This window comes from Streptomyces sp. cg35 (genome assembly GCF_050410835.1).
Classification (GTDB): domain Bacteria; phylum Actinomycetota; class Actinomycetes; order Streptomycetales; family Streptomycetaceae; genus Streptomyces.
Map to the genome: position 1 here is coordinate 4389673 of NZ_CP191268.1, position 14060 is coordinate 4403732.

At 73.2% G+C, this 14060-nt stretch carries 13 protein-coding genes; 10 read left to right on the plus strand and 3 right to left on the minus strand.

Annotation, left to right across the window (positions count from 1 at the left end):
• The first annotated feature begins 5 nt into the window (after positions 1–5).
• Together ACQUQD_RS19895 and ACQUQD_RS19900 are read left to right on the plus strand one after the other, a co-directional pair.
• On the plus strand, positions 6–1403 hold the full coding sequence (locus ACQUQD_RS19895; RefSeq protein ID WP_428953469.1) for an IclR family transcriptional regulator domain-containing protein: 1398 nt from the start codon (positions 6–8) through the stop codon (positions 1401–1403).
• A 90-nt stretch (positions 1404–1493) separates the two neighbouring features.
• Entirely contained in the window at positions 1494–2735 is a 1242-nt protein-coding gene (locus tag ACQUQD_RS19900; RefSeq protein WP_428953470.1) for a PP2C family protein-serine/threonine phosphatase, read from the plus strand.
• Here ACQUQD_RS19900 and ACQUQD_RS19905 read toward each other — a convergent pair.
• Complete coding sequence (locus tag ACQUQD_RS19905) at positions 2725–3165, minus strand: hypothetical protein (protein WP_428953471.1); 441 nt, start codon at positions 3163–3165, stop codon at positions 2725–2727. The two genes, ACQUQD_RS19900 and ACQUQD_RS19905, sit on opposite strands and share 11 nt — an antisense overlap.
• Before the next feature lie 101 nt (positions 3166–3266).
• A complete protein-coding gene (locus ACQUQD_RS19910; protein ID WP_428953472.1) occupies positions 3267–3704 on the minus strand; it encodes an SH3 domain-containing protein in 438 nt (145 codons plus the stop codon).
• 132 nt (positions 3705–3836) lie between these two features.
• Between ACQUQD_RS19910 and ACQUQD_RS19915 the strand changes: the two genes are divergently transcribed.
• From ACQUQD_RS19915 to ACQUQD_RS19940, 6 genes are all read left to right on the plus strand, one after another.
• The gene (locus tag ACQUQD_RS19915) at positions 3837–4850 is read left to right on the plus strand and encodes an ATP-binding cassette domain-containing protein (RefSeq protein ID WP_428953473.1); all 1014 of its coding nucleotides are present in this window, start codon (positions 3837–3839) and stop codon (positions 4848–4850) included.
• Complete coding sequence (locus tag ACQUQD_RS19920; RefSeq protein WP_428953474.1) at positions 4847–5695, plus strand: ABC transporter permease; 849 nt, start codon at positions 4847–4849, stop codon at positions 5693–5695. The genes ACQUQD_RS19915 and ACQUQD_RS19920 overlap by 4 nt, the downstream gene beginning before the upstream one ends.
• A gap of 78 nt (positions 5696–5773) precedes the next feature.
• Entirely contained in the window at positions 5774–6718 is a 945-nt protein-coding gene (locus tag ACQUQD_RS19925) for a hypothetical protein (protein ID WP_428953475.1), read from the plus strand.
• Positions 6719–6734: 16 nt separating this feature from the next.
• Positions 6735–7250, plus strand: coding sequence for a DUF7144 family membrane protein (locus tag ACQUQD_RS19930; protein WP_428953476.1), 516 nt, complete (start codon positions 6735–6737; stop codon positions 7248–7250).
• A gap of 103 nt (positions 7251–7353) precedes the next feature.
• Positions 7354–8373, plus strand: coding sequence for an endonuclease/exonuclease/phosphatase family protein (locus tag ACQUQD_RS19935; RefSeq protein WP_428957604.1), 1020 nt, complete (start codon positions 7354–7356; stop codon positions 8371–8373).
• A gap of 94 nt (positions 8374–8467) precedes the next feature.
• Positions 8468–10444 (plus strand): FUSC family protein, encoded by a 1977-nt coding sequence (locus ACQUQD_RS19940; protein WP_428953477.1) that lies wholly within the window; start codon positions 8468–8470, stop codon positions 10442–10444.
• 133 nt (positions 10445–10577) lie between these two features.
• On the opposite strand, the gene snpA is transcribed toward ACQUQD_RS19940, so the two are convergent.
• Entirely contained in the window at positions 10578–11240 is a 663-nt protein-coding gene (gene snpA / locus ACQUQD_RS19945; protein WP_428957605.1) for a snapalysin, read from the minus strand.
• A 160-nt stretch (positions 11241–11400) separates the two neighbouring features.
• On the opposite strand from snpA, the gene ACQUQD_RS19950 reads away from it, so the two are divergent.
• Together ACQUQD_RS19950 and ACQUQD_RS19955 are read left to right on the plus strand one after the other, a co-directional pair.
• Entirely contained in the window at positions 11401–12387 is a 987-nt protein-coding gene (locus ACQUQD_RS19950; protein ID WP_428953478.1) for a LysR family transcriptional regulator, read from the plus strand.
• A 187-nt stretch (positions 12388–12574) separates the two neighbouring features.
• Positions 12575–14029, plus strand: a complete 1455-nt coding sequence (locus ACQUQD_RS19955; protein ID WP_428953479.1) for a hypothetical protein — start codon at positions 12575–12577, stop codon at positions 14027–14029.
• The last annotated feature ends 31 nt before the right edge of the window (positions 14030–14060 follow it).

Genomic DNA, 14060 nt, shown 5'->3' on the forward strand with positions numbered 1-14060 from the left:
GCCCCGTGCTTCCCGTGCCGTCCCCGTCCGTGACCCAGCCGCCCGCCGAGGCCGTCACCCCGCTGATCCGCGGCCTCGACGTCCTGCGGCGCCTCACGGACGCGGACGGCACCCTCGCCCTCGCCGAACTCGCCCGGACCAGCGGCCTCGCCCGCGCCACGGTCGACCGGATCTGCGCGACGCTGGCCCACCTCGGCCACGTACGCCTCGACGGGCGGGACGCGTCGCTGGCGCCGCCCCTCATGGCCGTCGCCAACGCCTGCCTGGACGCGCTGCGGGTGCCCGAACTGCTCGGGCCGCTCGCCGACCGGCTCGCCGACGACCTCGACGAGTCCGTCTCCCTCGCCGTCCCCGACGGCCCCGACATCCGCTTCGTGCACCAGGTGCTGCGGCGGCGGGCACTGTCCATCAGCTTCCGGGTGGGTGACTCCCTGCCGGGCGATCGCTCCGCGCCCGGGCTGGTCTTCCGTGACGGGGTGCCGCTGGCGGTGGACGATCAGTTGGTCGAGCCCGGGTTGATCGCGGTGGCCGTGCCGGTGCGGGGGGCGGGCGGGGGTGTCGTCTGTGCGGTGAGTGTGGTGAGCCATACGAGCCGGCACGGGGTGGACTCGTTGCGGGACGCTGTGCGCGGGCGGCTGTCGGCGTGTGTCGCTGAGATGGAACAGGTGCTGGCCGCTCTCCCTCAGGCCTCGGGGCTCCGCCCCGGACCCCGCTCCTCGAACGCCGGAGGGGCTGGAACCGGCGGGTTCGGTGATGCGCCCGTTGTCTCCCTTGCTCGGGGGCTGAGTGTGCTCACCGTCTTCGATTCCTCTCGTCCCGCGATGTCCCTGAGCGAGATCGCCGAGCGGGCCGGGCTGGCGCGGGCCACCGCTCGGCGGGCTCTCCTCACGTACGAGCACCTGGGTCATGTCGCGCGGGACGGCCGCACGTACCGGCTGACGCCCCGCGTGCTCGGGCTGGGGTGTGCCCCCTTGTCCCGTACGACGCTGCCGCGGATCGCCGCTCCCCATCTGGCCGCGCTGTCGGAGCGGGTCGGGGAGTCCGTGGGGCTGTCCGTGGCCGACGGGGACCGGGTGCGGTGCACGGCGCGGGTCGCCCCGCGCCGGGTGATGAGCGTCGACATCGGCGTCGGCTCGCGGCTGCCCGCGGACGTCACCGCCGCCGGGCGGGTGCTGCGCGACGGGGCCGAGGACGCCGTCGTGGACGGGCCCGAGGACGGACTGCGGTCCGTGGCGGTGCCGGTGCGGGACCGGGCCGGGCGGGTCGTCTCGGCGCTCGACGTCACCGCCCACCAGGGGCGCGGGGACACCGCGGAGTGGACCGGGGCGCTGCGGGCAACCGGCGCCGCGATCGCCGCCGACCTGCACGTGACCTCACGGTTCGTGACAGTGCCGGCCCATTGAGGGGCGGGCCGGTGAGACGCGGATCTCACGGGGCGTACGGACCTTCGGCCCTACTCGGTCCGCTGAACGCCCCCGCACTCTTTATGTGACATGCCCTTCCGCAGCTCCAGCAGCTACTACCAGCCCCCCACCGCCCATGAGGACCGGCCCAGTGCCGTGCGCCCCACGGGCGGCTGGCGTGCCGTGGTGCTGCTGGTCACGGCCATGATCACCGCTGTCGTCACCCTGGACCTGGCCACGCCGGCCGACCTCAGGGCGCGCGCCCTGTTCGGTCTGGTGCCCATCGCCGTGGCGCTCCTCGCGCCGGTCATGGCGACGGCCGTCGTCACCGGAGTGCTCCTGGTCGTCTACATGACGCTGCAGTCGCTCTCCCCCGTGCCCTCCGGCGGTCTGGCCGTGCTCGGGCCGCTGATGATCGGCACCGGCGGGCTGCTCGGCGTGCTCATCGCGCGCCGCAAGGAGGAACAGCTGGCCCGGCTGCAGGCCGTCACGGACGTCGCCGAGGCCACCCAGCGCGCGGTGATGCGGACCCTGCCCGACCGGGTCGGCCCGCTGCACATCGCCGACTTCTACCAGCCGGCCGCCCGCGCGGCCCGGCTCGGCGGCGACTGGTACGACTTCCAGCCCTCCCCGCACGGCATCCGCGCCGTCCTCGGCGACGTCAGCGGCAAGGGGCTGCCCGCGGTGTCCGCGTCGGCGGCGCTGCTCGGCGCGTTCCGCGAGGCCGGCTACCACGAGGCCTGCGTGGGCGAGGTGGCCGGCCGCCTGGAGACGGCCATGCAGCGCTACAACGCGTGGGCCCGCAGCATCCACGACAGCGAGCACCCGGACGCGTTCTCGACGGCCCTGCTGCTGCACTTCCCGCCGGACGAGGAAGCCGTCGACATCGTCAACTTCGGGCACGAGCCGCCCCTGGTGGTCTCCGCCGACGGCCGCGTGCACACCCCGGACGTCCGTCCCGGGCTGCCGCTGGGCATGGGCGCGCTCGGCGCCGGGCCGCCGGCGCCGGTGCGGCTGCCGTTGCGGCCCGGCGACACGCTCGTGCTGTTCACCGACGGTGTCACCGAGTGCCGGGACGAGGGCGGCGTCTTCTATCCCGTACGGGAGCGGCTGCCGCGCCTGGTGTCGGCGGCGACCGCCGAGCGGCCGCCCGGCGAGCTGCTGCGGCTCCTCGCGCAGGACCTGCACCGGCACCGGCACGGGGCGCCCCACGACGACGCGGCGATCACCGTGATCCGGCGGACCGCGACGAGCGTCGCGCCGTACGTCACCCAGGCCGACGCCGCCCTGTACGAGCCGCGGCTCGCGGCGCGGGCCGGGGTCAGGCCGTGACGTGCTCCGGGGCGTACTCGCTGGACGAGTAGTAGCGGTAGTAGACGCTCACGAACGTCCCGCCCGCGACGAACACGCCGAGGATCACCGACCACAGGACGGTCGGGTTCGACAGGCTGTGCAGGAAGCCGATGGCGATGCCGGCGAACGCGCCCCAGACCAGCGCGCGCAGGCCGATGTGGCGGCTGCCCTGCTGGGTGCACCACCGGTGGATGGCGAACCAGAGGACCGCGACGAGGATGCCCGAGACGAACCCGAGGGCGATGTTGCCGCCGCTGACCTCCTGGCCGAAGCGCGCGATGTTCGCCGCCCAGAACCCGTAGAGCGCGCCGACGACCACCGGCAGGACCTTCGCGACGGTCGTCACGGACGGGGTGGCGGGACGGCCGCCGGGTGCGGAGCGGGTGGGTGCGGGTGCCGCGTGAGCCATGACGGGCTCCTTTCCGGGTGTCCCCCAGCGCCCCCCTTCCCGTCTTCCATTGACGGCGCTCGGGGGGCGTCGCGCAACGCGGCGGGGGCGGGCCCGGCCGCTCAGTACGTGACGCCGAACTCCACGCGGTAGTCCGAGCGGAACCAGAATCCGCTCGGGCTGTTGCCGCCCTGGTGCTGCCCGTCGTCGGGCGGGCAGGGCGTCGAGCAGCTCGGCACGCCCCGGCCGCCGGTGTCGACGTAGGCGGCGCTGGCCCAGCCGTGGGCGCCGGTGAACCAGTACCAGACCGAGGTGCCGTGCACGGACGACCCGTGGGTCGCACACTCGATACGGTCCTGGCTGCCCGGCGCGAGCCGGTAGACGACCGCGTCCGACGTGCTGGGACCGGATCGCAGATTCAGGTCGGATCGGGAGACGACCGTCCCCCAGACGACGTCCCCGCCGCCGTTGTTCGCACTGGCCGGAGCGGCTGCGGTCACCGCCAGGACGCCGCCCGTCAGCAGGGCGGCAGCGGTGAGGGCCGGAGTGGTGCGGCGCATGATCGGCCTCCTAGCTCCCCCGTCCAGGAAACACCCGTTCGGACGAGTGCTCCACCGGAGAAGCGCTCCGCCGATGAGTTGCCGCCGTTCCTCCGGTCTTCCTCTGTGACGTGACCGAGAGGGGCACCCGACATGGGCACCACGGCGACCAACGCCACGAGCACCGCAGGACCCGCCATCGAGACCGCGGGCCTCGTCAAGACGTTCGGTGAGAACCGGGCCGTCGACGGCGTCGACCTGACCGTCCCGGCCGGCACGGTCTACGGCGTGCTCGGGCCGAACGGCGCGGGCAAGACCACCACCGTCAAGATGCTCGCCACGCTGCTGCGGCCCGACGCGGGCGAGGCACACGTGTTCGGGCACGACGTGGTGCGCGAGGCCGACGCGGTCCGCGCCCGCGTCAGCCTCACCGGGCAGTACGCGTCCGTGGACGAGGACCTGACGGGCCACGAGAACCTCGTCCTGCTGGCCCGGCTGACCGGGCACGCCAGGAAGGCGGCCGCCCAGCGGTCCGAGCAACTCCTGGATGCCTTCGGCCTGTTGGAGGCCGCGGGCCGCCAGGTGAAGAACTACTCGGGCGGCATGCGGCGGCGCATCGACATCGCCGCGTCCATCCTCAACACCCCGGACCTGCTCTTCCTCGACGAGCCGACCACCGGCCTTGACCCGCGCAGCCGCAACCAGGTGTGGGAGATCGTCCGCGCGGTCGTCGCCCAGGGCACGACCGTGCTGCTCACCACCCAGTACCTGGACGAGGCCGACCAGTTGGCGGCGCGGATCGCCGTCATCGACAAGGGCCGCGTCATCGCCGAGGGCACCAAGGGCGAGCTGAAGGCGTCGGTCGGCGCGGGCGCCGTGCACGTACGCCTGCGCGAGGCGCACCAACGCCCGGAGGCGGAGCGGCTGTTGAGCCTCGTGCTCGACGCGCAGGTGCAGCTGGAGCCCGACCCCGTCGCGCTCACCGCCCGGGTCTCCGACAGCGATCTCGGCGCCGCCGAACAGGCCTCGCGCGCGCTCGCCGAGCTGACCGCCGCCGGGATCACCGTCGACAACTTCTCCCTGGGCCAGCCCAGCCTCGACGAGGTGTTCCTGGCCCTCACCGACCAGCCGGTCCAGACAGCGACCACCGAGGAGGCGACGGCATGACCACCGTCACCGGCACCGACGCCCAGGAACTCGCCCCGGTCAGCGCCGACTCGCTCGCCGCGCTGCTCGTCGCCACGCAGCGGCCGCCCCGGCCCGGCGCCGTGTCGGCGGCGCTCACCTTCGGCTGGCGGGCGATCCTGAAGATCAAGCACGTGCCGGAGCAGCTCTTCGACGTCACGGCGTTCCCGATCATGCTGGTGCTGATGTACACGTACCTGTTCGGGGGCGCGCTGGCCGGCTCCCCGACCCAGTACATCCAGTACCTGCTGCCCGGCATCCTCGTGATGTCCGTCGTCATGATCACGATGTACACGGGCGTCTCGGTCAACACCGACATCGAGAAGGGCGTCTTCGACCGCTTCCGTACGCTGCCGATCTGGCGCCCGGCGGTCATGGTCGGCTATCTGCTGGGCGACGCCCTGCGCTACACGATCGCGTCCGTCGTGATGCTCGTGGTCGGCCTCATCATGGGCTTCCGGCCGGACGGCGGCGTGCCGGGCGTCCTCGCGGGCGTGGCGCTGCTCCTCGTCTTCTCGTTCGCGTTCTCGTGGATCTGGACGATGTTCGGGCTGCTGCTGCGCACCGAGAAGTCGGTGATGGGCGTCAGCATGATGGTGATCTTCCCGCTGACGTTCCTCAGCGACATCTTCGTCGAGCCGGAGACGATGCCGGGCTGGCTGCAGGCCTTCGTCAACAACAACCCCGTCACGCACGTGGCGTCCGCCGTGCGCGGCCTGATGGCGGGCGACTGGCCGACGGCGGAGGTGCTGTGGTCGCTCGGCTGGGCGGCACTGCTCGTCGCCGTGTTCGGGCCGGTCACGATGCGGCTGTACAACCGGAAGTGACCCGTCCCTCGGGGCTTCCGTAGGCCGTATGCAGGTACCCCGGTCGCGCGGTACGCGGCCGGGGCCTTGCCTGGGACGGTGACCCGAAAAGCCCGCACCGTCGTCGCCACCGTCCTGCTGGTCCTCGCCTGTCTCCTGGTCCCGCTGGGCACGCTGTCCACCTGGGCGAAGTACGAGATCGGCGACAGCGACCGCTACGTGTCCGCGATGGCGCCGCTGGCCGGCGACCCGGACGTGCAGAACGCGGTCGCGGACGCGGTGACCACCGGGATCATGAAGAACATCAGCGTGGGCCCGCTGCAGTCCACGGTCGAGCGGTACCTGCACGACGCGGTCGTCTCGTTCACCGACACCGCCGCGTTCCGCAAGGCCTGGGACACCGCCAACCGGGCCGCCCACGACGCCGTGCAGCAGTCCCTCGACGACGGCAGCACCGGCCCCGTCACCCTGGACCTGGCCCCGGTCGGCGAGCAGGTCAAACGGCAGCTCCAGGACGACGGCGTGCCGTTCGCGGACCAGATCCCCGTCACCCACAGCGAGATCACCATCCTGTCGGCCGGTGACCTCGACCAGCTGCGCACGGTGTTCCACATGCTCCAGATCGCGGGGCTGTGGCTGCCCCTGGCCGCCCTCGTGTTCGCCGTCGCGGGCCTGCTCCTGGCCGTCCACCGCCGCCGCGCCCTGACCGCCACCGCGCTCGGCGCGGCCCTCGGCGCGGCCGCCCTCCTCGTCGCCCAGACGATCGCCCGCTCCCTCACCCTCGGCGACCTCGACAGCGACGCGGACAAGGCGGCGGCGGGCGCGGTGTACGACGCGCTGACGTCGTCGATGCGGACGGCGTCCTGGGTGATCGTGGGCGTGGGCGCGGCGGTGGCGCTGGGGGCGTGGCTGACGGGCCGGTTCGGGCCCGGCCGGTCCGCGCGGGCCGCGCGCCGCACGGCCGGGGGCTCCGCCCCGCAGCAGTCACCCGTCCGGCCCTACACCGAGTGCCGCGAGTCCGCGCCGGGGCGAGCATTCCCGTGACTGAGGAGGCCCCACCATGAGCGAGACGACACCCCCCGGAACGCCCCCGAACCCCGGAGCGGAGCCGGGCCCCGACCCGGGCGCCTGGTCCGCGCAGCACCGGGCCCGCACCCCCGACCCCACCCGCGGCGACGGCCCCGGCAACGGCTGGGCCACCGGCGGCTCCGTCTTCGCCGGCGTCCTGATGCTGGTCAGCGGCGTCCTCGGGATCCTCAACGGCATCGCGGGCATCGCCAAGGACGACGTGTACGGCCGGGTCGGCGACTACGTCTACTCCTTCAACCTGACCACGTGGGGCTGGATCCACCTGATCCTCGGCATCCTCGTGGCGCTCACCGGCTGGGGCATCCTCAAGGGCTCGGAGTGGGCGCGCGGCGCGGGCATCGGCCTGGCCGCGCTCTACATCGTCGAGTACTTCATGTTCCTGCCGTACGCGCCCGTGTGGTCGGTGATCTCCATCGGCATCGGCGTCTTCGTCATCTGGGCCCTCGCCACCGAACCGGACCGCGCCGCCCGGTCCAAGACCGCCTGACGGCAGTCCGGCGGGCCCGACAACCGTCTGGCCCGCCGTCCCGTCTTTCCGGGAGGATCCAGCAGAACTCCCTACGGAAGGCCCGGCCTTGGACCAGCGGCAGATGACCGACGCGGCGTCCGGCGACCTGCGGTCCGGGACCGGGGACGGCGGGCGCCGCCGGGTGAACAGAGCCGGGGCGTGGGCGGCCGGACTGCTGCTGGCCGGGGTGAGCGCGGTGGCTGGCTGCCGTGCCGCGGACAGCGACGGCATCACCCCCGTGACCCAGCTGCTCGCCTTCCTGCCGTGGCTGATCGCCCCCACCGTCGCCGCGCTGCTGCTCGCGCTCCTCGCGCGCTGGCGCACCGGGATGCTGTGGGGCGTCGTCGCGCTCGGCGCCCTCGCCTGGTACCTGGAGCCGTACGGGGCGGACGCGGAGGCCGACGGCCCGCCGGTCTCCGGGATCCGCGTGCTGTCCTCGAACGTGCAGTTCGGGCGCGGCACCGACGCGCTGATCGACACGATCACCCGGCACGAGCCGGACATCGTCTTCGTCGAGGAATGCGACTACAGCTGCCAGGACACGCTGGAACGCAACTCCCTGGAGACCGCGTACCCGTACCGGCAGGCGGTGCGCGCCGGCGGCTCGGAAGGCTCCCTCGTGCTCAGCGCCTTCCCGCTGAAGGCGGCGCCGACGGTGCCCGGGACGATGGGCATGCCGGGCGCGACCGCCGACGTACGGGGGCACGCGGTACGGCTCCAACTCGCGCATCCCATGCCGCCGTTGCCGGGTCAGGTCGGGCTGTGGCAGCGCGAACTGGGCCGGCTGCGGGACGTCGCGGCCAACGGCGCGGGGGACGCGACGATCCTGGCCGGGGACTTCAACGCGACGCAGGACCACGCCGCGTTCCGGCACATCCTCGACGCGGGCCGGCTGCGCGACGCGGCCCGCCTGACCGGCCACGCCCGCACCCCCAGCTGGCCGTCGTCGGCCCCCGGCGCGCTCGGCACGCAGATCGACCATGTGCTGGTGAGCGCCGAGTTCTCGGCGGAGGACTCCCGCTTCCTGAAACTGGCGGACACGGATCACAGGGCGTTGTTGGTGGATCTGACACTGCACGCTCCAAGCCCCTCCGACGATTGAGGAGCGGAGCCCCAAATCAAGCCCCTCCGGCGATTGAGGAGCGGGGTCCGGGGCGGAGCCCCGTGACAGCAACAGAAGATCGCATACTGGCCATATGCCGCCCCGCCTGACGCCCCCCGACTGGCTGGTCAGAACACTCCGGCCCCAACGAGCCCCCGTCCCCTGGGCGGCAGCCACCCGCGCCGCGATCGCCATGGCGGCCCCCCTGGCGATCGGCCTGGTCACGGACCAACCCGCGTACGGCGCCCTCGCCTCGATGGGCGCCCTCTCCGGCGTCATCGGCGACACCGCGGACGCGTACCGCATGCGCATCTTCAACATCGCCGTACCCCAGCTGTTCGGCGCGGTCGGCGTGACGATCGGATCGCTGGTGTACGGGCACGGCTGGCTCGCGGTCGCCGCCGTCACGGCCGTCGCCCTGGTCTCCGGGATGATCTCGACGATCGGCGCGGTCGCCTCGGTCTCCGGGCTGCTGCTCCTGCTCAACTGCGTGGTGGGCGCGGGCCTGCCGATGCCGGGCGACTGGTGGCTGGCACCGCTGCTGATGACCAGCGGCGGCGCGCTGGTCCTGCTCCTCGCGCTGCTCGCCTGGCCGTTGCGGGGCGGGGTGCCCGAGCGGGCCGCGGTCGCGGCGACGTACCGCGGCGTCGCCCACCTCCTCGAAGCCGCGGGCCAGGACCCCCTCACGTACGCCGAGACCCGCCTCGCCGTCACCCAGTCGCTCAACCAGGCCTACGACCTCGTCCTCGCCCGGCGGGCCCGCACCCACGGCCGCAATCCCGAACTGGTGCGGCTCGTCGCCCAGTTGAACGCCGTGACACCCGTCGTGGAGGCCGCGCCCGCCGCCCACCAGTGCGGGGTTCCGCTGCCGCCGCAGGTGCCCGACGCCGTCCGCGCCCTCGCCGACGCCATCGCCTCGGGCCGCCCCCTGGACGCGGTGCCGCCCGCCCTGCCCGAACCCGACGGGCCGGCCTCGCGCGCCGTCGACCACGCGGTGCGGCACGCCGCCGAGGTCGCGGCACGCACCGGGGACAGCGAGTTCACGAACGTCGACGACCGGCTCGGCCGCCCGGCCGCGCTGCGGGTGCGGGCCCGCCGCGGCGCCCGCACCGTCCTGCTGTCCGGCGCCTCCTGGCGCTACGGCCTGCGGCTCGCCCTGTGCATCGGCATCGCGCAGGCACTGGTCTCGCTCGTGCCCGTCCCGCGCTCGTACTGGGTGGCGCTGACCATCACGTTCGTCATGAAGCCGGACTTCGGTTCGGTGTTCTCGCGGGCGGTGCTGCGCGCGCTCGGCACGGCGGCGGGGCTCGTCGTGGCGGCGGCCGTGCTCGCCGAGGTACCGCTCGGCTGGTGGGACGTGCCGGTGATGATGCTGCTCGCGCCGCTCATCCCGGCGCTCACCCCGCGCGGCTACGCGTTCCAGACCGCGGCCATCACCCCGGTGATCCTGCTGCTGTCCGACATCCTCAACCACCAGGGCACCGCGCTGCTGTGGCCGCGGCTCCTGGACAGCCTGATGGGCTGCGCGATCGCGCTCGTCGCGGGCTATCTGCTGTGGCCGGAGAGCTGGCACACCCGGATCGGCGACCGGCTCGCCGACGCCGTCGCGGACACGGCGGCGTACGTGGAGTGCGCGTTCGGCGCCGCCGGCGAGGCCGATCCGGCGGAACGGGCGCGGATGCGGCGCCGCCTGTACCGGGACCTGTCGGTGATCCGCGCGGAGTTCCAGCGGGCGCTCACCGAGCCGCCGCCCACGGGGAGGCGGGCGGCGGCGTGGTGGCCCCTCGTCGTCGCGGTCGAGCGCATCGTGGACGCGACGACCGCGGCGCGGGTCCGGGTACGGCATGGTGCGGCTCCGCCTTCTGCGGCGGAGGTGACCCAGGTGCTCGGTCAGCTGAGGGAGCTGGCCGAGGGATTGCGGGACTCCGAGGTGCTGGAGGAGGTCCGGGCGGATTTCGGCCCGCCCGGGCCCCAGGACGGCGTCCTGGAACACGTCCGCCAGGAGGTGGCCGCCGCCCGTGCGATCGGAGTCCGGGAAGGACCGTCGGGCGACGTGCCGGCTGCGGCGTGAGCGGGGTCGCGCGCGCCTCAGGGGCGCGGGGCTGTGTCGATCAGCGGCTCCGCCGCGGGGCGTGGCCGGCCACGACGACAGCCGCGGCCGGCCACGCACCTCCATCGGAACCCGGTGATCCGGAACCCGCCCCCTAGCGGAGCGCCCCCGCCTTCTGGAGCGCCTTGGCGAACCCGTTGGCCCAGAGCGAGTTGACCCGGGACTTCTCATTGGCGTCCGGGTACGCGTTGGTGCAGGACGGGCCGGGGCCGCCGCCCGACATCAGCTCGCTGCACGGACCCTCGTAGTGGTCCGGCAGGCCGAGCACGTGCCCGGTCTCGTGCGTGGTCACGCGCGTGGAGTCGTACTGCTGGTTCTGCGCGTAGTCGAGGAAGATGTAGCCGCTGCCGTGGCCGTCCGTCGACGCGTACGAACCGCGGGCGTCGTTGCCCTCGCGGTACGAGAAGTCGCCGCCGCCGGACGACGCCTGGAGCTTCACGTTCGACACCGACGAGTTCCAGATCGACGCGCTGTTCGCTATCTGCTGCTGGAACGTGGGGGCTCCAGAAGCGTCGTACGTGACGGTGACCTGGGCGGCGGCGGGGTTCGCCGCCCGCTTCTCGGCGACGGACTTCACGACTGCCTCGAAGAACGCCTTGTTGGCCGCGGCCTCCTCCGCGGAGCCCGTGTAGTGGGCCTGTGCCGCCGCCTGCGGCTGCGTCTGCGCGGTGGCCGGGCCGGCCGCGAGCGCCGTGACGGTGAGCCCCGCGCCGAACGCGCACGCGAGGAGACGAATGACTGTGGGGGGTGGTGTCATGGTCATGCAAGAGATTGTGGGGGCCTGAGGGGCGCCTGGGAATGATGGCACTTGGCGATAACTCCGGGTTATCACCCGGGCGTTGGGGCACCACCGGGTCCGGACGGAACCCGTGAGGCGTACTGGTGCGACCCACGCGACCGGCTTACCCTCGACGCCCATGGAGCTGGACGTGCGGCACCTGCGCGCCCTGTGCGCGATCGAGGACACCGGCAGCCTGCACAAGGCGGCCCGCCGGCTCGGCATGACCCAGCCCGCGTTGAGCACCCAACTGCGCCGCATCGAGGACTTCCTCGGCGGCCGGCTGTTCACCCGCGAGCGCACCGGCTGCCGCCCCACCCCGCTCGGCCGCGTCCTGCTCACCCGCGCCCGCCCGCTGGTCGACGGGCTGCGCACCCTGGTCGAGGAGACCCGCGCGACCGCCGCCACCACGGGCGAGGGCCCCGGCCGGCTGCGCATCGGGTCCACCGCGAGCCGCGCCCTGCCGGGCTGGCTGCGCCGGCTGCGGACCAGCACCGCCGCCCTCGGCACGGAACCGACCCTGCGCGTGGACGTCTCCGCGCACGCGCTGCTGCGGCAGGTCGCGGAGGGCGGGCTCGACGTGGCGTTCGTGCACGAGGTCGAGGGCAGCCCGCTGCGGATGCCGCCGGGCCTGGTCTGCCGGGTCCTCGTGGAACGCGAACCGCAGTTCGTCTCGCTCGCCACGGACCATCCCGCGGCCCGGCGCAGCGTCGTCCGGCTCACCGACCTGGCCGGCGACCGGTGGATGGTCGACCCGACCGTGGACGGCGAGTGGGACGGGCTGCTGCGCGCCCTGCGCTCCGCGGGCATCGACCCGCGCGTCCTGCACGGCGACTACCTCACCGCGGCGTCCCTCGTCGCGACCGGCGAGGTCGTCGCCCTGTGCCAGCCCACCTCCCGCTCCCGCGCCGACATGGCGATCCGGCCGCTGCACGGCGACCCCGTGGGCGTCCGGCTGCTGCTGGCGGCCCGCACCGAGGCGCTGCTCGACGCGGTGCTGCCGGATCTGCGCGCCGCGTACGGAGAGGCGGCGCGCCAGGCCCCCGCCTACCAGGAGCGGCTCTCCCTGCAGGGCACCGACCTAGGCCCCTCAACATTCGGGACGAAGGTCCAGGACCCGGCCTGACCTGGGGTTTTGACCCATTTACAGGAGTGCGACCGGCTGTGGGCACGGCTGTTACACGACGTACGGGCCACGCACACACGGCGGCTCTAACTTCATATCCGTCGCCACCGCAAAGGGGCGCAGAAACGGACAAATCTTCTGTACGACCACTGGCCGTCAGGCCGGACCGATCCTCGAGGGAAGCACCATGCGCGCCACCCGACGTACCTTCCGCACCGCCACGATCACCACAGGCGCCATCGCCGCCCTGGCCGTCCCGGCCACGGCCGCCTTCGCGGACACCACGCCCGCGCCCCAGCCGGTCACCGCCGGCGACCAGGACCAGAACGGCACCCAGAACGGCACGGACGGCACGGACGGCACGGACGACCAGGGCAACCAGGGCCAGGACCAGGGGACCACGGACACCACGGACCAGAACCAGGGCAAGCAGGACCCCGACCAGGGCCAGGACCAGGACCAGGACCAGAACGCCCGGAAGCTGATCAACTCGGTGGACCTGGCCGAGGGCTTCTCCGCCAAGGTCTACACGGTCGGCAGCAACGGCGCCGAGGCCGACATATTCAAGGGCGGCGCCCTCGTCACCACCCTCAAGGCGAACGGCTCCGCCGCGAAGACCACCACCGGCGGCTACGTCTTCCAGCTCACCCCGAGCGGCCAGCTCACCGCCGACCAGGACGGCAGCGGCGACAAGACCGACCCGCCGGTCCCGGGCGGCTGGGAGTCGAAGGGCACCACGAACCTGGGCGACGGCTGGTCCGCGAAGGTCGACGTCAACGCCTCGGCGCGGTCCGCCAGGGCCGAGATCTCGCAGAACGGCACGGTCAAGGGCCACCTCAAGGCGTACATCGACGACGCCAGCACCAAGATCGGCAACCGCACGTTCACGCTGTCCGCCGACGGCACCATCACGTCGAAGAAGGCCCCGGCGCCCAAGCCGAAGCCCGACCACAAGCGCGTGTACGTGAAGACGGTCAAGCTGGCCGACGGCTCCACGGCGAAGATCTACAAGCTGGGCGCCCACCACTACCAGGCCGACATCTACGACGGCAGCACCAAGCTCGGCACGGTCGACGCGAACGGCAAGACGGCGAAGGCCATGAACAACGGCCTGCACATCGTCCTCGACCCGGACGGCACGCTGAAGTCCTGGACCGACGGCCACCCGAAGCCGGTGCCGGACGCCAAGCGGCACTACGTGAAGACGGTCGAGCTGGCCGACGGGGTCTCGGTCGCCAAGGTCTACAAGCTGGACCCGTGCCACTACCAGGCCGACATCTACGCCCACGGCAAGAAGCTCGACACCCTCGACGCCAAGGACAGGACGGCGTACGGGCAGCACAACGGTCTGCACGTCGCCCTGAAGTCGAACGGCACGGTCACCTCGTGGCTCGACGGCTCCGGCAAGCACAACCAGCACGGGCAGCACGGGCAGCAGGACAAGAAGACCGCCCCGGTCGTCCCGCACACGGGCGGCGACCGCACGCTCCCGCAGGGCGGCGTGAAGGCGGGCGCGGAGAACGTCGCGGCGCACACCTCCGGCTCCGACCAGACCCCGCTGATCGCCGCGGGCGCCGGTGCGGCGGCGCTCGGCGCGGCCGGCCTGGGCTTCACCGTCTACCGCCGCAAGCACAACAACTGACGTAACGAGACCGTACGGAAAGGCTGTCGGG

Coding starts and splice junctions, on each gene's coding strand:
- ACQUQD_RS19935 (WP_428957604.1), top strand. CDS start 7,354: ATGACCGACGCGGCGTCCGGCGACCTGCGGTCCGGGACCGGGGACGGC.
- ACQUQD_RS19900 (WP_428953470.1), top strand. CDS start 1,494: ATGCCCTTCCGCAGCTCCAGCAGCTACTACCAGCCCCCCACCGCCCAT.
- ACQUQD_RS19910 (WP_428953472.1), bottom strand. CDS start 3,704: ATGCGCCGCACCACTCCGGCCCTCACCGCTGCCGCCCTGCTGACGGGC.
- ACQUQD_RS19930 (WP_428953476.1), top strand. CDS start 6,735: ATGAGCGAGACGACACCCCCCGGAACGCCCCCGAACCCCGGAGCGGAG.
- ACQUQD_RS19915 (WP_428953473.1), top strand. CDS start 3,837: ATGGGCACCACGGCGACCAACGCCACGAGCACCGCAGGACCCGCCATC.
- ACQUQD_RS19940 (WP_428953477.1), top strand. CDS start 8,468: ATGCCGCCCCGCCTGACGCCCCCCGACTGGCTGGTCAGAACACTCCGG.
- ACQUQD_RS19950 (WP_428953478.1), top strand. CDS start 11,401: ATGGAGCTGGACGTGCGGCACCTGCGCGCCCTGTGCGCGATCGAGGAC.
- snpA (WP_428957605.1), bottom strand. CDS start 11,240: ATGACACCACCCCCCACAGTCATTCGTCTCCTCGCGTGCGCGTTCGGC.
- ACQUQD_RS19955 (WP_428953479.1), top strand. CDS start 12,575: ATGCGCGCCACCCGACGTACCTTCCGCACCGCCACGATCACCACAGGC.
- ACQUQD_RS19905 (WP_428953471.1), bottom strand. CDS start 3,165: ATGGCTCACGCGGCACCCGCACCCACCCGCTCCGCACCCGGCGGCCGT.
- ACQUQD_RS19920 (WP_428953474.1), top strand. CDS start 4,847: ATGACCACCGTCACCGGCACCGACGCCCAGGAACTCGCCCCGGTCAGC.